Annotated in this window: 19 protein-coding genes; 5 read left to right on the forward strand and 14 right to left on the reverse strand. The window is 70.4% G+C overall.

Features of this window, described 5'->3' with window-relative positions; translation table 11 throughout:
* Window positions 1-9 precede the first annotated feature (9 nt).
* Window positions 10-162, reverse strand: a complete 153-nt coding sequence (locus tag BLW81_RS29655; protein WP_173839660.1) for a hypothetical protein — start codon at window positions 160-162, stop codon at window positions 10-12.
* 140 nt (window positions 163-302) lie between these two features.
* Between BLW81_RS29655 and BLW81_RS22200 the strand changes: the two genes are divergently transcribed.
* Genes BLW81_RS22200 through BLW81_RS22210 form a run of 3 tightly spaced genes read left to right on the forward strand, consistent with a single transcriptional unit; the run spans window position 303 to window position 2950 of the window.
* Window positions 303-857 carry a type 1 glutamine amidotransferase domain-containing protein gene (locus BLW81_RS22200; protein WP_173839661.1) on the forward strand — a complete coding sequence of 185 codons (555 nt, stop codon included), beginning with the start codon at window positions 303-305 and terminating at the stop codon, window positions 855-857.
* 46 nt (window positions 858-903) lie between these two features.
* Window positions 904-1953 carry an ABC transporter permease gene (locus BLW81_RS22205; RefSeq protein ID WP_083409047.1) on the forward strand — a complete coding sequence of 350 codons (1050 nt, stop codon included), beginning with the start codon at window positions 904-906 and terminating at the stop codon, window positions 1951-1953.
* Window position 1954: 1 nt separating this feature from the next.
* On the forward strand, window positions 1955-2950 hold the full coding sequence (locus tag BLW81_RS22210) for an ABC transporter ATP-binding protein (protein WP_083409048.1): 996 nt from the start codon (window positions 1955-1957) through the stop codon (window positions 2948-2950).
* A gap of 4 nt (window positions 2951-2954) precedes the next feature.
* Here the strand turns inward: BLW81_RS22210 and ribD are convergent, their stop codons facing one another.
* From ribD to BLW81_RS22250, 8 genes are read right to left on the reverse strand one after another with little or no spacing between them, the layout of a single operon-like run.
* Window positions 2955-3956, reverse strand: a complete 1002-nt coding sequence (gene ribD, locus BLW81_RS22215; RefSeq protein ID WP_157897793.1) for a bifunctional diaminohydroxyphosphoribosylaminopyrimidine deaminase/5-amino-6-(5-phosphoribosylamino)uracil reductase RibD — start codon at window positions 3954-3956, stop codon at window positions 2955-2957.
* Window positions 3953-4630, reverse strand: coding sequence for a ribulose-phosphate 3-epimerase (rpe, locus tag BLW81_RS22220; protein ID WP_083409049.1), 678 nt, complete (start codon window positions 4628-4630; stop codon window positions 3953-3955). The genes ribD and rpe overlap by 4 nt, the downstream gene beginning before the upstream one ends.
* 4 nt (window positions 4631-4634) lie before the next feature.
* A complete protein-coding gene (locus BLW81_RS22225; RefSeq protein WP_083409050.1) occupies window positions 4635-6011 on the reverse strand; it encodes an RsmB/NOP family class I SAM-dependent RNA methyltransferase in 1377 nt (458 codons plus the stop codon).
* The gene (gene fmt, locus BLW81_RS22230) at window positions 6008-6937 is read right to left on the reverse strand and encodes a methionyl-tRNA formyltransferase (protein WP_083409051.1); all 930 of its coding nucleotides are present in this window, start codon (window positions 6935-6937) and stop codon (window positions 6008-6010) included. Before fmt ends, BLW81_RS22225 begins: the two co-directional genes overlap by 4 nt.
* A gap of 9 nt (window positions 6938-6946) precedes the next feature.
* The gene (locus tag BLW81_RS22235) at window positions 6947-7477 is read right to left on the reverse strand and encodes a LemA family protein (RefSeq protein WP_083409052.1); all 531 of its coding nucleotides are present in this window, start codon (window positions 7475-7477) and stop codon (window positions 6947-6949) included.
* On the reverse strand, window positions 7471-9306 hold the full coding sequence (locus BLW81_RS22240) for a DUF2207 domain-containing protein (RefSeq protein ID WP_083409053.1): 1836 nt from the start codon (window positions 9304-9306) through the stop codon (window positions 7471-7473). Before BLW81_RS22240 ends, BLW81_RS22235 begins: the two co-directional genes overlap by 7 nt.
* 36 nt (window positions 9307-9342) lie before the next feature.
* The gene (locus BLW81_RS22245; protein WP_083410744.1) at window positions 9343-11289 is read right to left on the reverse strand and encodes a primosomal protein N'; all 1947 of its coding nucleotides are present in this window, start codon (window positions 11287-11289) and stop codon (window positions 9343-9345) included.
* A gap of 54 nt (window positions 11290-11343) precedes the next feature.
* Window positions 11344-12072, reverse strand: a complete 729-nt coding sequence (locus BLW81_RS22250) for a lysoplasmalogenase (RefSeq protein WP_173839662.1) — start codon at window positions 12070-12072, stop codon at window positions 11344-11346.
* On the opposite strand from BLW81_RS22250, the gene BLW81_RS22255 reads away from it, so the two are divergent.
* Window positions 12071-13027 (forward strand): alpha/beta hydrolase, encoded by a 957-nt coding sequence (locus BLW81_RS22255; RefSeq protein WP_083409054.1) that lies wholly within the window; start codon window positions 12071-12073, stop codon window positions 13025-13027. The two genes, BLW81_RS22250 and BLW81_RS22255, sit on opposite strands and share 2 nt — an antisense overlap.
* Before the next feature lie 50 nt (window positions 13028-13077).
* On the forward strand, window positions 13078-14559 hold the full coding sequence (locus BLW81_RS22260) for a flavin-containing monooxygenase (RefSeq protein ID WP_083409055.1): 1482 nt from the start codon (window positions 13078-13080) through the stop codon (window positions 14557-14559).
* A gap of 81 nt (window positions 14560-14640) precedes the next feature.
* On the opposite strand, the gene metK is transcribed toward BLW81_RS22260, so the two are convergent.
* The 5 genes from metK to mihF all read right to left on the reverse strand — a co-directional run bounded on the left by metK (window position 14641) and on the right by mihF (window position 18549).
* Window positions 14641-15849 (reverse strand): methionine adenosyltransferase, encoded by a 1209-nt coding sequence (gene metK / locus BLW81_RS22265; protein ID WP_083409056.1) that lies wholly within the window; start codon window positions 15847-15849, stop codon window positions 14641-14643.
* Between the two features lie 124 nt (window positions 15850-15973).
* On the reverse strand, window positions 15974-17224 hold the full coding sequence (coaBC, locus tag BLW81_RS22270; RefSeq protein WP_083409057.1) for a bifunctional phosphopantothenoylcysteine decarboxylase/phosphopantothenate--cysteine ligase CoaBC: 1251 nt from the start codon (window positions 17222-17224) through the stop codon (window positions 15974-15976).
* Window positions 17225-17254: 30 nt separating this feature from the next.
* Window positions 17255-17572, reverse strand: coding sequence for a DNA-directed RNA polymerase subunit omega (rpoZ, locus tag BLW81_RS22275; RefSeq protein ID WP_083409058.1), 318 nt, complete (start codon window positions 17570-17572; stop codon window positions 17255-17257).
* A 73-nt stretch (window positions 17573-17645) separates the two neighbouring features.
* Complete coding sequence (gene gmk, locus BLW81_RS22280) at window positions 17646-18221, reverse strand: guanylate kinase (protein WP_083409059.1); 576 nt, start codon at window positions 18219-18221, stop codon at window positions 17646-17648.
* 10 nt (window positions 18222-18231) lie between these two features.
* A complete protein-coding gene (mihF, locus tag BLW81_RS22285; protein WP_003889986.1) occupies window positions 18232-18549 on the reverse strand; it encodes an integration host factor, actinobacterial type in 318 nt (105 codons plus the stop codon).
* Window positions 18550-18719 lie beyond the last annotated feature (170 nt).

Consider the following 18719-nt stretch of genomic DNA (forward strand, 5'->3'; position numbering starts at 1 on the left):
CGGCGCCGCTCAGCAGCGCTCGAGGCCGCGGGCCAACAGCTGGGGTTCGGGTTCTGGGACCTCCTCGACGGGAGGCTGCCTGCGCAAGACGTCGCAGATCAACGCCTTGACGCTACGGGGAACCATCGGGGGGTCGCTGAGCCAGTCCTGCAGTGCAGTCATGGGTCATCCTTTGTTCGTGCTCACCAGCGCGCACATCGTCGGTGAAAGCGCGATCCGGGGCCGTGCGGTCCCGTCTGAGACGAGTGTACCGATCAAATTCGCCCAGGTTGACTGCTCGTCACGCCGGGTATGCGTGGACCATGGCTGATTCATTGACTGGCAAGAAGATTGCGTTCCTCGTCGCACTCGAGGGCGTCGAACAGGTCGAGCTGACCGAACCCTGGAAGGCCGTCGAGCAGGCCGGTGGCACACCCGAACTCGTGTCGACGGAAGTGGGCAAGGTCCAGGCCTTCAACCACCTCACCCCCGCCGACACGTTCGAGGCCGACAAGGCCGCCGACTCGGTGTCGGCGTCCGATTACGCGGCTCTGGTGCTGCCCGGCGGCGTCGCCAACCCCGACAACCTGCGCACCAACACCGCCGCCGTCGCGTTCGCGAAGGGCTTCTTCGACGCGGGCAAACCGGTCGCGGTGATCTGCCACGGCCCGTGGACGCTGATCGAGGCCGACGTGGTGCGCGGCCGCACCATGACCTCCTGGCCCAGCGTAAAGACCGACCTCGTCAACGCCGGCGCCAACTGGGTCGACGACGAGGTCGTCGAATGTTCGCGCGGGGCAAACACTTTGGTGTCCAGCCGAAAGCCCGACGACCTGCCCGCGTTCTGCAACACGCTGGTGAGCGCTTTCGCCAAGTAGCGGAAACCCGGCCCGCACATGCGTCCGCGTCGGTAACGTCGCCGCCATGCTCATCGCCGCGCTGCGCGACATGCAGTGGAGAAAGCGGCGTTTCGCCATCGCGGTGGTGAGCACGGCGATCATCTTCGGGATGACGCTGGTTCTCACCGGGCTGGCCAAGGGCTTCCAGACCGAGGCCGAACGCACCGTCGACGCCCTCGGCGTGGACCAGTTCGTGATCAAGGCGGGCGCATCGGGCCCGTTCGTCGGCGCCACCCCGTTCGCGCCGGTCGAGTTGCGCCGCATCGCGCGGGCGCCCGGCGTCGAAGCGGCCGCGCCGCTGGCCTACGCGGGCGGCACGGCCACCCTCGACGGCGACACCCGCAACGTCGACATCTTCGGCGCCCCGGAGCAGGGCCCGGGAATGCCCGCGGTGATCGAGGGCCGCGTGCCGCGCGCCGCCGACGAGGTCGCGGTGTCGACGACGTTGGGCCGCAATGTCGGCGACGAAGTCGAAATCGCCTCGCGCAGGCTGACGGTCACCGGCCTGGTGGACAACTCGACCGCGCTGGCGAACCTGCCCAACGTGTTCCTGACCACCGAAGGCGCCCAGCAGTTGGTCTACGGCGGCGAGCCGCTCGTGGCGTCGATCGGTGTCCGCGGCTCGCTTCAGCAGGTGCCCGAGGGCTACCGCGTCGCCGACCGGGCGGGCGCGATCGAGGATCTGTTGCGGCCGCTGCGGGTCGCGGTGAACTCGATCACCATCGTGGCGATCCTGCTGTGGATCGTCGCGGCGCTGATCGTGGGCTCGGTGGTGTATCTGTCGGCGCTCGAGCGGCTGCGCGACTTCGCGGTGTTCAAGGCGATCGGTGTGCCGACCCGGTCGGTGATGGCCGGGCTGGCGCTGCAGGCCGTGATCGTGGCGCTGCTGGCCGCGCTGGTCGGCGCCGGCCTGTCGCTGCTGCTCGGCCCCCTGTTCCCGATGCAGGTGATCGTGCCGACCGAGGCGTTTGTCGCGCTGCCGGTGATCGCGGTGGTGATCGGGTTGCTGGCCAGCGCGGCCGGGTTGCGGCGCGCGGTGAAGGTCGACCCGGCGCTGGCGTTCGGGGGTCCCTGACATGGGTGACCTGTCGGTGCAGAAGCTGGTGGTCGAATACTCCAGCGGGGGGCACGCGGTCCGCCCGATCGACGGGCTGGATCTCGAGGTGCCCGCCGGGTCGCTGGTGATCCTGCTGGGGCCGAGCGGATGCGGGAAGACGACGCTGCTGTCGTGTCTGGGCGGCATCCTCGCGCCGACCGGCGGTGCGATCAAGTTCGGAGACATCGACGTCACCGCTCTGGACGCGAAAAGCCTTGCGACATACCGCCGTGAGACCGTCGGGTTCGTGTTCCAGGCGTTCAATCTGGTGCCCAGCCTCACCGCGGTCGAGAACGTGATGGTGCCGCTGCGGGCCTCCGGTCTGTCGCGCCGCGCCGCACGAAAGCGTGCCGAGCAGCTGCTGGCGCGGGTCGGCCTGCAGGACCGTCTCGATCACCGGCCCGGCGATCTGAGCGGCGGACAGCAGCAGCGGGTCGCGGTGGCCAGGGCGATCGCGCTCGACCCGCCGCTGATCCTGGCCGACGAGCCAACGGCGCATCTGGATTTCATCCAGGTCGAGGAGGTGCTCAAGCTGATCCGCGAGCTGGCCTCCGACGACCGGATGGTGGTCGTCGCGACCCACGACAGCCGGATCCTGCCGCTCGCCGACCGTGTCGTGGAGATGGTGCCGAACTTCGCCTCGGTCGACCGGCCGCCGGAGACAATGGAACTCGACGAGGGCGAGGTGCTCTTCGAGCAGGGCACGATGGGCGACCTGATCTACACGGTGTCGCGCGGCGAACTCGAGGTCGTGCGTGAAACCCCCGGCGGCGGTGAGGAAACGCTCAAAGTGGTGGCCGAGGGCGACTATGTCGGCGAGATGGGGCCGCTGTTTCATCTGCCACGCTCGGCCACCGTGCGGGCGCGCACGGAGGCGACCGTCGTCGGCTACACCGTGCAGGCGTTCCGGGAGCGGTTGGGGTCGTTCGGCGCCCGAGACCTCGTCGAGCACCGGCCGTTGGAGACCGAGGACTGACCGGTCAGGCCGGCACCAGGCTCAACCGCACATCGGGTCCGATGGGCGAGATGCCGTCGAAACGCCAGCGCTGGGCGTGGGCGATGCTGAGCACACCGACGTCGTCGACGGCGGTGATCGGTCCGCCCAACAGGATCGGCGCCACGTAGGCCAGGATGCGGTCGATCACCCCGGCGCGCAGGAACGCGCCCGCCAACGTCGGCCCGCCCTCGAGCAGCACGTCGGTGCGGTCCGAGAGCGCTCTGACAACCTCCCGCGGGTCGCGGGTGCGGATCACCATCGTGCGCGAGTCGTCGTTGAGAACCTTTGCCTCGTGCGATATTTCGCGTTCGCCGACAACGACCCGCAGCGGCTGCCGGTCGGCCAGGGTGCCGTCGGGTAGCCTCGCGGTCAGTGTCGGATCGTCGGCGAACACCGTGCCCGTGCCGACCACGATGGCGTCGGCGACCCGGCGTTTGCGGTGCACGTCGGCGCGGGCGGCTTCACTGGTGATCCACTGGCTGCTGCCGTCGGCGGCCGCGCTTCGCCCGTCCACGCTGGTGGCGAACTTCCATGTGACGTGCGGTGAGCCGGTGCGCTGCTTGTGCAGCCACTCACGCAGCGGCCCGCGCGACACCTCGTCCGCGAGCACCGCCGCGGTGACGCTGACGCCCGCGTCGGCCAGCCGCGCCGCCCCGCCCGCCGCCACCGGGTTCGGGTCGGTGACCGCGTACACGACCGCGGACACCTGCGCGGCGAGCAGCGCGTCGACGCAGGGCGGTGTGCGCCCGTGATGGTTACACGGCTCCAGCGTGACCACCGCCGTGCCGCCTGCGGCCCGCTCCCCCGCCCTGCGCAGCGCCAGCACCTCGGCGTGCGGTCCGCCGGGCGGCTCGGTGGCGCCGACGCCGGCAACATCGCCGTCACTGTCCAGGATCACCGCTCCCACAGGCGGATTCGGGTATGTCCGACCCTTGACAGCCTCGGACCGTTCGATCGCCAGCCGCATCGCGGCCTCGAGGTTCACAGCTGCAGATGCTGGGCCGCGGAGGCGGCTTGACGACGGAGCGACTCCACCGCGGCGGCCGGGTCCTCGGCGCTGTAGACGGCCGATCCCGCGACGAAGCAGTCCACCCCGGCCTCGGCCGCGGCCTCGATCGTGTCGGCGTTGATCCCGCCGTCGATCTCCACGACGATCGTCAGCTCCCCGGCGTCCACCAGCCGCCGCGCCGTACCCACCTTGGGCAGCACCTCGGGGATGAACTTCTGCCCGCCGAAGCCCGGTTCCACCGACATGATCAGCAGCGTGTCGAACTCGCGCAGGATCTCCAGATAGGGCTCCAGCGGGGTGCCGGGCTTGACCGACAACCCGGCCTTGGCGCCGGCCGCCCGGATGTCGCGGGCCACGCCGACGGGATTGTCGGTGGCCTCGGCGTGAAACGTCACGTTGTACGCGCCTGCCTCCGCGTACGGCGGCGCCCAGCGGTCGGGGTTGTCGATCATCAGGTGGCAGTCCAGCGGGATGTCGGTCACCTTCAGCAGCGACTCGACGACCGGTTGCCCGATGGTCAGGTTCGGCACGAAGTGGTTGTCCATCACGTCGACGTGCAACCAGTCTGCGCCGCGCACCGCCTCGGCTTCGTCGGCGAGCCGGGCGAAGTCGGCGGCCAGGATCGACGGCGCGATGAGCGGTGCTGGCATGGGCCTACCCTACTTTGAGGGCCGCCGCGAACATCGCATCGGTGCCGTGCCGGTGCGGCCAGAGCTGCACGTAGGGGCCGCCGCCGAGACCGGGCACCTGATCGAAGAGCGTGCGGCTGTCCAGCGCGGTCACCGGGTGGCGGCGCAGCGCGTCGGCAACCACACCGACGGTCTCGGGCAGGTGCGGTGAGCAGGTGGCGTAGAGCACCACGCCGCCCGGGCGGGTCAGGCGGATCGCCGACGCCAGCAGTTCGCGCTGCAGCCGGGCCAGCGGCGGCACGTCGCCGGGTTGGCGCCGCCACCGGGCCTCGGGCCTACGTCGCAGCGCGCCCAGGCCCGTGCAGGGGGCGTCCACCAGCACCCGGTCGAAGCCCGGCTCGATCCCGGGGTCGCGGCCGTCGACGCGTAGCACCTCGACGGGCAGCCCGCGGGTGTTCTGTTCGACGAGCTCGGCACGGGCCGGGGCCGGTTCGACCGCGGTCACCCGGAACTCGTCGCTGCGCTGGGTGGCGAGGGCCGCCAGCAGCGCGGTCTTACCGCCGGGGCCTGAGCACAGATCGAGCCAGCGACCGCCGTCGTCGCCGTCGAGGTCGGCAAGGGTCAGGGCCCGCGCGACGAGCTGGCTGCCTTCGTCCTGCACCAGTGCCGCGCCCTCGCGCACCGGCTGCAGCCGACCGGGGTCGCCGCCTGCCAGGTACACCGCGTGAGGCGAGTACCGGCCGACGGTGCCGTCGACCCGCTCGGCGAGTTCGGCCGCCGACAGCACACCGGGCCGGGCGGCGAGGTGGACGGCGGGCCGCTCGTCGTCGCTGGCGAGCAACGCGTCGAGTTCCCCGGCGTCGGCGCCCAGTGCGTCGGCGAACGCCTGGCCGATCCAGCGGGGATGGGCGTGCACGAACGCGGTGTGCCCGATCGGGTCGGTGGCCGCGTCGGGCGCAAGTTCGTCGACCCAGGACTTCTCGTCGCGCGAGGAGATGGTCCGCAGCACGCCGTTGACGAAACCGGCACGCGCCGAGTCGAATTCGATGCCCGCCTGTTCGACGGTGGTGGACACCGCGGCGTGTTGTTCGACCCGGGTGCGCAGCAGTTGGTAGGCGCCCAGGCGCAGCAGATCCAGCAGCACCGGGTCGATCCGCTCGGGCGGCCGGCCCGCGGCGCTGGCGATGACGGCGTCGAGCAGACCTTTCGTCCGGCAGGCGCCGTAGGCCAGTTCGGTGGCGAACGCGGCGTCGCGGCCGCTGATCCCGCGGTCGCGCAGGATCGCAGGCAACGCCAGGTTCGCGTAGGCGTCCTTCTCGGTGACGGCGCGCAGTACGTCGAACGCCGCGCGGCGGGCGGGGTCGAGCGGTTTGCGGCGTTGCTGCCTGCGCGGCTTGGTCATTCGGCCTTCGCCGCCTCGTCGAGTCGCGCGCCGCGCGCCCAGTCGGCCGCGTTCATCGCCTTCTTACCGGGCGGCTGGACCGTGCCGAGCAGCACCGGCGACGAGGCGGTGCCGACGCGCACCCCGGTGCGGTCGGCGCGGATGACGCCGGGTCCGAGACTGTCGGCGGCATCGTCGACGGTGACCGGACCGAGCTTGACGCGCAGGTCGCCGATCATGGTCCAGGCGCCGGGATTCGGCGTGACCGCGCGGATCCGGCGGTCGACCACGTGGGCCGGCAGATCCCAGCGCACGCGGGCCTCGTCGACGGTGATCTTCGGCGCGATCGTGACGCCATCGGCGGGCTGCGGCACCGGCGTCAGCGCGCCGTCGGCGATCCCGTCGAGCGTGCGCTCCAACAGTTCGGCACCCGAAACCGACAGGCGGTCAAGCAGATCGCCCGCGGTGTCGGCCGGCCGGACGGTTTCGGTGACGACGCCGTAGACCGGGCCCGAGTCCAACGCGGGTTCGATGAGGAAGGTGGTGGCGCCCGTGACGGGGTCGCCCGCGGCGATGGCGGCCTGCACCGGCGCCGCCCCGCGCCAGGCGGGCAGCACCGAGAAGTGCAGGTTCACCCAGCCGTGCGGCGGCACCGCGAGCAGCCGCTCACTCAGTAGCGCCCCGTAGGCGACCACCGCGCAGCAGTCGGGGGCGTATCCGGTCAGCTCGGCGATGAACTCGTCGGAGTTCGGCTTGGCGGGCCGCAGCACCGGGATGTCGTGCTCGAGCGCGAGGCGCGCGACCGGGGACGGCGACGGTTTGCCGCGCCGCCCGGCGGCTGCATCGGGCCGGGTCAGCACCGCGACGACGTCGTGGCGCGGGGATTCGATGAGTCGGCGCAGCGACGGCAGGGCGGGCTCGGGGGTACCGGCGAAGACGATGCGCACCGCGCCAGTCTAGAGACGGTAGTATTCGCGCTCCGACACGCCGGTCAGCGGTGCCACGAACATCCACGGGATGGTCGTCACCATCCGGTTCAGGGTGGCCACCGAGTCGTTGTAGTACTGCCGCGCGAACGCCAGCTTGTTCTCGCTGTCGGTGAGGTTCTCCTGCAGGTTGAGGAAGTTGTTCGACGAGTTCAGCTGCGGATAGTTCTGGCCGAGCGCCAGCAGCGGCGTCAGCGCGCTGTCGAGGTCCTTTTCTGCGGCGCTGCGCTGCGCCACCGATGTGCTCGACGTGGCCGAAGTCAGCGCGGCGCGCGCGTTGGTGACGTGGTCGAGGATGCCTTTCTCGTGCGCGGCGAAGGTCTGCACGGTGTGCACCAGGCTCGGGATCAGCGACGCGCGCCGGGTCAGTTCGACGTCGATGCCGCTGAGCGCCTCGGCCACCCGCACGTCGGCGCCGCGTAACTTGTTGTAGCCCACCACGAAAATGATCAACGCCGACACCGCCAGCACCAGCGCGATGATCAGCAGTGTGCTCACCACGATCCGCCTCCTCCTCCGCCGCCGCCCCCACCGCCGCCGCCTCCGCCCCCGCCGCCGCTGAAGCTGCTCCCGCCGCTGCTGCTGCCGCTGCTCGAGGACGCCTGCGACGCGGTGTAGGCCCCGATGGACGACGACAGGGCCGAATCGAAACTGTCAAAGCTCGCGATGGAACCACCGGAGCCGATGAAACCCGTGCTCGTCGACGAGGACGAGTTGTACCAACCCGGTTGCGGCGCAGCGGTTCCGGTGGCCGTCTCGTACTTCTTGGCCCATAGCGCCGCGACGCCCGCGGCCACCGCGAACGGGACGTAGGCCGAATACAGATCCCTGCGCGCGCCGAAGTCGAACCGATCCTCGGCCGAGTCGGTGGTGAGCAGCCGGTGGAAACCCCCTGCGCGCGACCACAATTCGCGTCCGGCCTCGGTGCGTCGGGTGCCGACGCCGGGATTCCAGGAGCCGAGGCTGAGCAGGAAGAACGTCGCGAACGGCAGCGCCCACATGGTGGCCGGGAACATCCACGTGAAGACCCCGCACAGCATGAGCAGGAACGCGCCGACGTTGGCGACGCGGATCCACAGTTCCTCCTTGCGCTTGACCAACAACTTCTCGTCGGCGACCCACTTCTCGACTGCCGCGGTCATGTCGGTCTTGGCCCGGTTGAGACGCTGCCCGGATTTGACCGTCTTCTTGGCGGTGAACTCGGTGTCCGGGCTGTTCACCTTCAACGCCGCCCCGACCGCGACGCTGACCCGGTCGACGTCGGCCCATGCGCTGCGTTCGGCGATCCCCCGGATGCGCCAGGTGTCGTCGCTCATCTGCTGCAGGTCGACCAGCCCCCGCTCGGCGAGGTAGAACAAGGTCGCGGTGAGGCCGTTCTTGGGTATGGCCTCGGTCCGGATGTACTCGGTCTGCACCGGGCCGAGCCCTTCCGGCGGCGTGTACTGCAGCGGAAATCCGGGCGACGGCTCGATGGTGCTGCGGTGCCACAGCAGCGCGCCCAGCCCGAACGCCACGGTCAGGCCCAGCATCCAGAACAGCCCGGTCAGCGAGCGGCCGAGCACCCTGTCCCAGTCGGGAGTCCACGGCACCTCGGCGCGGGCCGGGGTTGGTACGTCGACGCTCGCCCGCACCGTCACCGGCGTGCGGGCCGGCAGGTACCTGGCCGACAGCCGCACCGTGTTCCCGTCGATTGTCAGGTTCTCGCAGGGCTTCCCGACCCCGTAGCCGACCGAGCACTGCGCGCCGGGCACGTCACCGGGCAGCCGCACCGTGATGTCGGCGTTGCGGATCAGGTTGTTCCACGCCGGCGCGATCACGTTCCAGTAGAAGACCGAGGGCGCGTCGCCCGGCGATCCGGTGGCGGCGGCGAACGTCTTGTCCGCCCCGGTGGCGCCCGGATCGAGGACGCCGTCGATGGAGTAACGGATCTCGAACACGTGCTCGCCGTAGCTCAACGTGCGGTCGGGGTCGCCGATCTTGGCCACCCGGAAGCGCTCGTTGTCCTCCCACAACATCTGGTAGGACGCCTCTTTGCCGTCCATCAGAATCGATTTGATCTCCGGTGTCTGCCGGACGTGCGGGCTGTTCTGATTGGTGACGTCCCAGTATCGGAAGATGCCGTGGCGTCCGCCGGGGAACTGTCCGGTGATGGTTTCGACCGCATCGAGGCGGCCGGCGTCGTCGACGACGTATTCCGCCTGGTAGTTGTTGATGACCATCGGGTCGTCGACGGCCGATCCGTCGGATCCGCCGCCGGTGAAGACCAGCGGCCACAACACGCCAAAGGCGAGGAACAGCAACGTGATCGACCATGCGATGAGCCGGCGCATCGGGCCTCCCGTCCGGTCTGACGCCAGGGTCGGGACTCACCCTATGTGCAATGGGTCGATTTGCACACGAACTGGATCTTGATCGTGGCGCGCGCTGAGCACGGCGACGGCTCGGCGTAGCGCCGACGCCAGGTCGAGGCCTGCGGTGCGTGGGACCCGCACCAGCATCCGGATCACGGTGGCGTCGGCGGGCAGGCCGGGTGGTCGGCGGGCGCCGAACGGCAGTTCGACCGGGCCGAGTTGCTCGGCGTCGCCGGGCAGGTCGGCGGCGTCGAGCAGCGCGTGCACGGCGTCGGAGGTGCCGTCCACGGCGGCCATGTGGGTGGCCGGCGGCAGTCCCACCTCGGCGCGGGCGGCCAGTTCGGCGTCCGCGTGTCGCACCGGATCCCACCGGATCAGCGCCTGCACGGTCGGCAGCGTCGATTCGGCGACCACCGCGATGGTCCCGCCGTCGGCGCGGCTTCGCACCAGGGCCGCCGCGGCCATCCAGCGCCGCAGCGTGTCCTCGGCCGCGCGCAGGTCCTGACGCCCCAGCAGCGCCCAGCTGTCCAGCAGCAACGCAGCGCCGTACCCGCCCTCGGCGACGGGTTCGGCGCCCGGGGTGGCGACCACCACCGCCGGATGTGAGCCCACCTCGGTGACCATCGCCTCGCCGCTGGAGGTGATGACCGTCGTGCCCGCGAAGGCGCGGCCCAGCTCCTCTGCGGTGCGCCGCGCGCCGACCACCACCGCGCGCACCTCGTCGGAACCGCAACGCCCGCAACGCAACCGCGGGTCGGCGCGGCCGCACCAGCGGCACACCGCGCCTGCGGTGTCGCGGTCGGGCAGCGACAGCGGGCCCGTGCAGTGCCGGCACCGGGCGACGGTGCGGCACCGCGCGCAGGCCAATGCGGGCACATACCCGCGACGAGGCACCTGCACCAGCACCGGCGCGCCGGCGGCCAGCGCCTTGCGGGCGGCCTGCAGCGCCATCGACGGCAACCGTGCCGACCGCGCGGCGGGGTCGCGTTCCTGTTCGAACCCGCTGTCGTCGAGCGCGACCACCCGCGGTGCGGCGGCCCGCACCGTCGGTCGCAGCGCCACCAGATCGTGCGCCCATCCGCTGCGCACCAGCGCCTGGGCCTCGGCGGTCCTGGCGTACCCGCCGATCAGTGCGGCGCAACGCAGTTGGTGAGCGCGCAGCATCGCCACCTCGCGGGCGTGCGGGTATGGCGCGCGTGGCTCGGCCAGCGTGTCGTCGCCGTCGTCCCACACCATCACCAACCCGAGCGCGGCGACCGGCGCGAACACCGCGCTGCGGGTGCCGATCACCAGTCGGGCGTCGCCGCGCAGCACCGCAAGCCACCGGCGATAGCGCTGGGCGGGGCCCAGCCCGGCCGACAGGGCCACCACCGCCGTCTCACCGAGCAGCCGGACCGCGGCGGCGTGCACCGCGTCGATGTCGCGCTGGTCGGGAACGATGATCAGCACACCGCGCCCGGCGTGCACGGTGACCGCGGCGGCCTCGGCCAGCCGGTCCGGCCACGTCTCCCCCGGCAGCGCCTGCCACACCGCGCGGGCCGCCCGGCCGTCGGCCAGCGCCGCGACGAACTGCTCGCCGCGGCCGTAGGCGCTCCACGCCGCACAGTCGACGGCGGCGGCGGGAATCGGGGCGGGCTGCGGCGGGTCCTGTTTCTCGACCCGTGCGTGGCGCGGCGGGATGGCCAGCCGCAGCACGTCGGCGCGGGTGCCGGCGTACCGCGCCGCGACGGCGTCGGCGAGCCGGCGGATCTCCGGGGTGAGCACCGGTTCGGGTGAGATCACCCGGTCGAGCCAGCCGAGCTTGCCGGCGTGGTCGGTGTCGGAGCGTCGCTCCAGCACGAACGCGTCGACCAGCCGGCCGTTGAACCGCACCCGCACCCGGACGCCGGGCTGGGCGTCGTCGGACTGCTCGGCGGACACCAGGTAGTCGAACTCGCGGTCGAGGTGCGGCACCGTCAGCATCGGCAGCACACGAGCGATCGGCTCGTGCTCAGCCTGAACGCGGGTGCTCGCCACCTACGAAGTGGTAGCAGACCGCCCGGACAGCACCGGAGTCCGGCCGAAGAAGAAGCCCGCGGTGATCAGGATCAGCGAGGCCGCATACGCCCACCAGATCGGCACCGCCAGCGCCTCGGACCCGAGCACGAACTTGCTGATGCCGATCATCGCGTCGGAGACCGCGAAACACACCGCGCCCAGCGCCGTCCACACGGTCGGCAGCCGCGCCAGCAGCGCGGCGCACACCATCGCAGCCAGCACCGCCATGTACAGCGTGACCGGGACCGCCATCCCCTCGGCGATCAGCCTCGGCCAGAACCACACCACTAGGGTCAGGCACGCAGCGACGGTGACGCCCGCCGCGGCGAGCCGCGGCACCGAGCGGCCGACCAGCGGTACCAGCGCGCCCAGAAAGCACAGGTGCGCGATCAGGAACGCGGCCAGACCCAGCACGAACGACGGCGCCCACCAGGGCAGGGCCAACAGGAAGTCGCCCGCCGCCGAGAACAGCAGCGCGGCGACCAGCCAGCGCCTCTCCCGCGCGACCGGGTGGTGCAGTGCGGCGACGGCCAGCAGCACCGCCGCGGCCGCCTTGACGGCCGGCTGCAGCGCGAACTGCCCGGTCAGTTCCGCGCCGACGGGCACCCGCAGCGCGGTGATGATGAGGAACAGGCCGTAGCAGGCGCCGACCGCCGCGGCCGCCACCCACAGAAGCCTGGTCCGCGGGTGAACGTACGGTGTCCCCATGTCAGTCGCTGAAGAGAAGCCGGTCAGCCCGGAACCGATCGACGCCATGCTGCTGAAGGTACTGGAAGCGGTGCCGTTCGAGTTGACAACCGACGGCGGTCCCGAGGCGGCCCGGAGGCGGTTCGCCGACCTGCCCCGTGTCCCGGTGCACCCCGAGGTGGGCAGCGAGGACCGCACCATCGACGGGCCCGCGGGCCCCATCGGCATCCGCATCTACCGTCCCGCGACCGACGCCCCGGCGCCGCTGGTGATCTACATCCACGGCGGCGGGTGGGTGGTCGGCGGCCTCGACAGCTACGACAGCATCGCCCGGCGCCACGCGGTCGCCGGGGATGCGGTGGTGGTGTCGCTGAGCTACCGGCTGGCCCCCGAGCATCCGTTCCCCGCAGCCGTCGACGATGTCTGGGCGGCCACGCAGTGGGTCGCCGCGCACGCCGCCGAACTTGGCGCCGACCCGGACCGTATCGCGGTGGCCGGTGATTCGGCGGGCGGGAACCTCGCGGCGGTGGTGACGCAACTGGCCCGTGCTGCCGGCGCGCCGGCGATCCGGTTCCAGTTGCTCTGGTATCCGTCGACGACGTTCGACCTGTCGCTGCCGTCGTTCAAGGAGAACGCCGACGCGCCGATCCTGAGCACGCAGGCGGCCAGTGGCTACTCGCGCTGGTACATCGGCGATCTCGACATGGCCGACGCACCGGCGACGCTGGTGCCGGCACGAGCCGCGGACCTGTCGGGGTTGCCTGCCGCCTACATCGCGGTGGCCGGCCACGATCCGCTGCGCGACGACGGCATCCGCTACGGCGAATTGCTCTCGGCGGCAGGCGTTCCCGTCGAGGTGCACAACGCCCGGACCCTCGTGCACGGATACGTCGGGTATTCGGGTGTCGTGCCCGCGGCGACCGAGGCGGTGGACCGGGCGCTCGCGGCGCTGCGCAGCGCGCTGCATTCTGACTGACGACCGTCGTCGGCGCGGGTACCGTGGGCGCGAGACCATGGGGAGGCCCTATGACAGTGCCCGATCACGACACCATCATCGTCGGCGCCGGATTCTCGGGCATCGGCGCCGCGATCAACCTCGACAAGGCCGGCCTCGGCGACTACGCGATCATCGAGGCAGGCGAGGGACCGGGCGGTACGTGGTACTGGAACACCTATCCCGGTATCGCCGTTGACATTCCGTCTTTCTCGTATCAGTTCTCGTTCGAGAAGAGCGCCGACTGGTCGCGCACCTACGCCCCGGGGCGCGAACTGCGCGCCTACGCCGAGCACTGCGTCGACAAATACGGCCTGCGGCCCAGGATCCGGTTCAGCACGAAGGTGCTCGGCGCCGCGTTCGACGACCACGAGAACCTGTGGCGGGTGGAACTCGACTCCGGGGACACGCTCACCTCGCGGTTCCTGATCAACGCCTGCGGGGTGCTGATCACCCCACGGCTGCCCGACATCGACGGGGTGGACTCATTCGCCGGGGTCACCATGCACACCGCGCGCTGGGATCACGAGTTGGACCTCACCGGTAAGCGCGTCGCTGTCATCGGGACCGGCGCCTCAGCGGTGCAGGTGATCCCCGAGATCGCGCCGAAGGTCTCGCAGCTCACCGTGTTTCAGCGCACGCCGATCTGGTGTTTCCCGAAGTTCGACGTGCCGCTGTCGGGGCCGGCGCAGCGGCTGATGCGGCTGCCCGGCGGCAGTACCCTGCAGCGCTGGCTCAGCCAGGCCTACGTCGAGCTCACGTTCACGCTGCCCGCGCAGTACTTCACCGTCAACCCGATGGCCAAGAACATGTCGAAGGTCGGTGAGTCCTTCTTGCGCAAGCAGGTTCGCGATCCGCAGGTGCGCGCCAAGCTGACCCCCGACTATGCGGTGGGGTGCAAGCGGCCGGGTTTCCACAACGGTTATCTGGCGACCTACAACCGCGACAACGTCGAGCTGGTCACCGAACCGATCGACAAAATCACCGGCTCTGGGGTGGCGACCGTCGACGGGGCGACCCGCGACGTGGACGTGCTGATCCTGGCCACCGGTTTCAAGGTGATGGACACCGACGAAATGCCGACCTATCCCGTCGTCGGCGCGGGCGGCCGGTCATGGAGCGAGCACTGGCAGCAGCACCGGCTGCAGGCCTATGAGGGCGTCAGCGTGCCGGGTTTTCCGAACTTCTTCACGGTGTTCGGGCCCTACGGATACGTGGGTTCGTCGTACTTCGCGCTGATCGAGGCGCAGACCCATCACATCGTGCGCTGCCTCGCGCGAGCCCGCCGCGAGGGGGCGCGCCGCGTCGAGGTCACCCAGGAGGCCAACGACCGGTACTTCGCCGAGATGATGCGCAAACGGCATCGCCAGATCTTCTGGCAGGACAACTGCCGCAACGCCAACAGCTATTACTTCGACAAGAACGGCGACGTGCCGATCCGGCCGACGACGACGCTGGAGGCCGTCTGGCGCAGCCGCCGCTTCCCGCTCGCTGACTACGCGTTCAGTCGCTGAGGCCGGGGTTTGCGCCGAGACCGACGAAATGGCTGATTTCGGCCGCCCGGATCGACCATTTCGTCGGTTTCGACGAAGGAACTAGACGGAGGCCTTGAGGTCCTCGACCTTGTTCAGCTGCTCCCACGGCAGCTCGACGTCGGTGCGACCGAAGTGGCCGTAGGCCGCGGTCTGCGCGTAGATCGGCCGCAGCAGGTCCAGGTCGCGCACGATCGCGCCGGGGCGCAGGTCGAACACCGAGGTGATGGCCTTCTCGATGCGGGCCGGGTCGACGGTCTCGCTGCCGAAGGTCTCGACGAACAGCCCGACCGGGGCGGCCTTGCCGATCGCGTAGGCGACCTGCACCTCGACGCGCTCGGCCAGGCCGGCGGCGACGACGTTCTTGGCCACCCAGCGCATCGCGTACGCCGCCGAGCGGTCCACCTTGGACGGATCCTTGCCGGAGAAGGCGCCGCCGCCGTGACGGGCCCAGCCGCCGTAGGTGTCGACGATGATCTTGCGGCCGGTCAGCCCGGCGTCGCCCATCGGCCCGCCCAGCACGAACTTGCCGGTCGGGTTCACCAGCAGCCGGAAGTCCGAGGTGTCGAGCGTCTCGTGGTTCAGGTCGGCGAGCACGGTGTTGACGACCTTCTCGCGGATGTCCGGGGTCAGCGTGCCCTCGAGGTCGATGCCCGCCGCGTGCTGGGTCGACAGCACGACGGTGTCGAGGCGGACCGGCGTGGTGCCGTCGTACTGCACGGTGACCTGGGTCTTGCCGTCGGGCCGCAGGTAGTCGAGCACGCCGTTCTTGCGGACCTCGGTCAGCCGGCGCGACAGGCGGTGGGCCAGCGCGATCGGCAGCGGCATCAGCTCGGGGGTGTCCTTGATCGCGTAGCCGAACATCAGGCCCTGGTCGCCGGCGCCCTGCAGGTCCAGCGGATCGCCTGCGCCCTCGACGCGGGTCTCGTGCGCGGTGTCGACACCCATCGCGATGTCGGGCGACTGGCGGCCGATGCCGATGTTGACGCCGCAGGTCTCGCCGTCGAAGCCCTTGTCCGACGAGTCGTAACCGATCTCGAGGATGCGCTCGCGCACGGTGTTGGTGATGTCGGCGAACGCCTCCTTGGCGGCCGTGGTCACCTCGCCGACGACGTGCACCTGGCCGGTGGTGACCAGCGTCTCCACGGCGACCCGCGACTTGGGATCACCGGCGAGCAGCGCGTCGAGCACCGAATCGCTGATGGCGTCGCAGATCTTGTCGGGGTGGCCCTCGGTCACCGACTCACTGGTGAACAGCCGAGCTTCACTCACAGCGATCCTCCCGCTTTCTCAATCGAGATAGTTAGTTCATCAAATTGTATGCGTACCCTGTTGCACCCAAGCCTGCGCGCCGACCGCACGCAAGGGTTACGCGCAGCCGAGTGCGTGATTCGAGTTACCCGCTGCCGCTCTGCAAGAAGGCCACGATCGCGTCCACGATACGGCTGGCCATCAGAGTTTTCGAACCGTGCTCCAATGCGGACTCCGCCCCGTCGGCGGCCAGCAGCCAGCCGTCGTTGTTGTCCACTTCGAACGCCCGATTCTCACCCACCGCATTGACGACGAGCAAATCACAACCCTTGCGCTGCAGTTTCGCGCGGGCGTGGTGAAGCACATCGCCGTTGGCGTCGCCGGTTTCGGCAGCGAATCCCACGATCGCGCGCATGTTGGGCAGCTGACCGTCGGCGCGCGCCCGCACCGCCCCGGCCAGCACGTCTTCGGTGCGGGTGAGCTCGATGGTCGGCGCGGCGGCGTCCGGATCGGCCGACTTCTTGATCTTGCTCGTCTGTACCTGGGTGGGCCGGAAGTCGGCGACCGCGGCGGCCATCACCAGCACGTGCGCGTCGGGCGCGTGCTTGGACACCGCGTCCTTGAGCTGCGCGGCCGACCCGATGTGGACGACGTGCACGCCGGCCGGGTCGATCAGGCCCGCGGTGTGGCCCGCGATCAAGGTGACGTCGGCGCCGCGCTGGGCCAGCACTCGGGCCATCGCGTACCCCTGCTTACCCGAGCTGCGGTTGCCGATGAACCGCACCGGGTCGATCGGCTCGCGGGTTCCGCCCGCGGACACCAGCACCTTGACCCCGCCCAGGTCGTAGGGCAGCGCATCGCCTCGGGCCAGCAGCAGCTGGGCCAGGGTGGTGATCTCCTCGGCTTCGGGCAGCCGGCCCGCGCCGGTGTCGGCGCCGGTGAGGCGTCCGGAGGCCGGTTCGAGGACGACGGCGCCGCGGCGACGCAGGGTGGCGACGTTCTCGACGGTCGCCGGGTGGAACCACATCTCGGTGTGCATCGCCGGCGCGAACATCACCGGGCACCGCGCCGTCAGCAGGGTCGCGGTCAGCAGGTCATCGGCACGTCCGGCGACGGCGCGGGCCAGCAGGTCCGCGGTGGCGGGTGCGACGACGACGAGGTCGGCCTCCTGCCCGAAGCGCACGTGTGGCACCTCGTGGACGTCATCCCAGACGCCGGTGTGGACCGGGTTGCCCGACAGCGCCTCGAAGGTCGCCGCGCCGACGAAGCGCAACGCCGACTCGGTCGGCACCACCCGAACGGAATGGCCGGCCTCGGTGAGCTGCCGGACCACAGTCGCCGCCTTGTAGGCCGCGATGCCACCAGCGACACCGACGATGATCCGCTTGGGCTCCATAGTGGCCGCTCCCCTGGGAATGAATCCCTGCTACTCGCCCTCGGTGTGCTCGAGCAGGTCGGAGTGGATCTCGCGCATCGCGATGGACAGCGGCTTCTCCTGCAGGCCCGGCTCGACGAGCGGGCCGACGTACTCGAGGATGCCGTCGCCGAGCTGGTTGTAGTAGTCGTTGATCTGGCGCGCGCGCTTGGCGGCGTAGATGACCAGCGCGTACTTGCTCGACGCGCGGTCCAGCAACTCGTCGATGGGCGGGTTCGTGATGCCCAGCGGCGTGTCGTAGGCGCCGGCGCCGGACGGGTCGAAGTCGTCCACAGCGGTCAGCTGCGCGTCGGCGTGGGGGGTGCTCACGTAGAAAATCTCCTGGCGGTATGCGGAATGCTCGATAGCTGGCGGACCCGTCGGCGCCGTTACCGGCGCGGCATTATCGGTGGGCCGCCAGCAAGGATACCAATTCTGCGCAGGCAGACTCCAATTGACTGTTCACGACGACCTGGTCGAAGTCGCCCTGAGCAGCCAGTTCGGCCTGCGCGGTCGCCAGCCGGCGCTGCATCGCCTCGGGCGTTTCGGTGCCTCGGCTGATCAGCCGGCTCTCCAGTTCGGCCCAGCTCGGCGGCGCCAGGAACACCGTGATGACCTCCGGCATCGCCGCCTTGACGGCCCGCGCCCCCGCGAGGTCGACCTCGATCAGAACGGGCCGGCCCGCGGCGATCGCGTCGCGGACGGGCCTGGCCGGGGTGCCTGAGCGGTGCAGACCACCGTGGATTTCCGCCCATTCCAGCAGCTCGCCGTCGGCGATCAGCTGCTGGAACCGCTCGGGTGTCACGAACGAGTAATCGACGCCGTCAACCTCGCCCGGGCGCGGGGCTCTGGTGGTGACGGACACGCTGAAGTACATGTCGGGAACGCGTTCGCGCAGGCAGCGAACGACGGTCGATTTCCCGACGGCAGAGGGGCCGGACAGCACGATCACCCGTCCGGCCCCTCGGCCGGCGCTCAATGTATTGCGCCTAGGACTGGTCGAACTTTTCCAGCAGCGCCTTGCGCTGACGGTCGCCGAGACCGCGCAGCCTGCGGGTCGGGGCGATCTCGAGTTCGGTCATGATCTCCTGCGCCTTGACCTTGCCGACCTTGGGCAACGCCTCGAGCAACGCGGAAACCTTCATCTTGCCCAAGACCTCGTCGGTCTCGGCGTCCTTGAGCACCTGCTTGAGGTTGGTGCCGCCGCGCTTGAGCCGGTCCTTCAACTCGGCTCGCGCTCGACGTGCGGCAGCAGCCTTCTCCAACGCTGCCGCGCGCTGTTCGTCGGTCAACTGGGGAAGGGCCACGGGTTCCTCCGTCTCATCACCATCAATAGTTACTGCCTCAGCCGCCCGGAGAAATCTCGGAACAGCCAGCGACGACGACCGTACCCACGCTGGCTGACGAAAGCGAACGCCACCCCCCGCTTTCGGGGTTAAAAGCCCAGCTTGTCGACCGATCGCGGGGTGCAGCCGCG

It is taken from the genome of Mycolicibacterium rutilum, assembly GCF_900108565.1.
Taxonomy (GTDB): Bacteria; Actinomycetota; Actinomycetes; order Mycobacteriales; family Mycobacteriaceae; genus Mycobacterium; species Mycobacterium rutilum.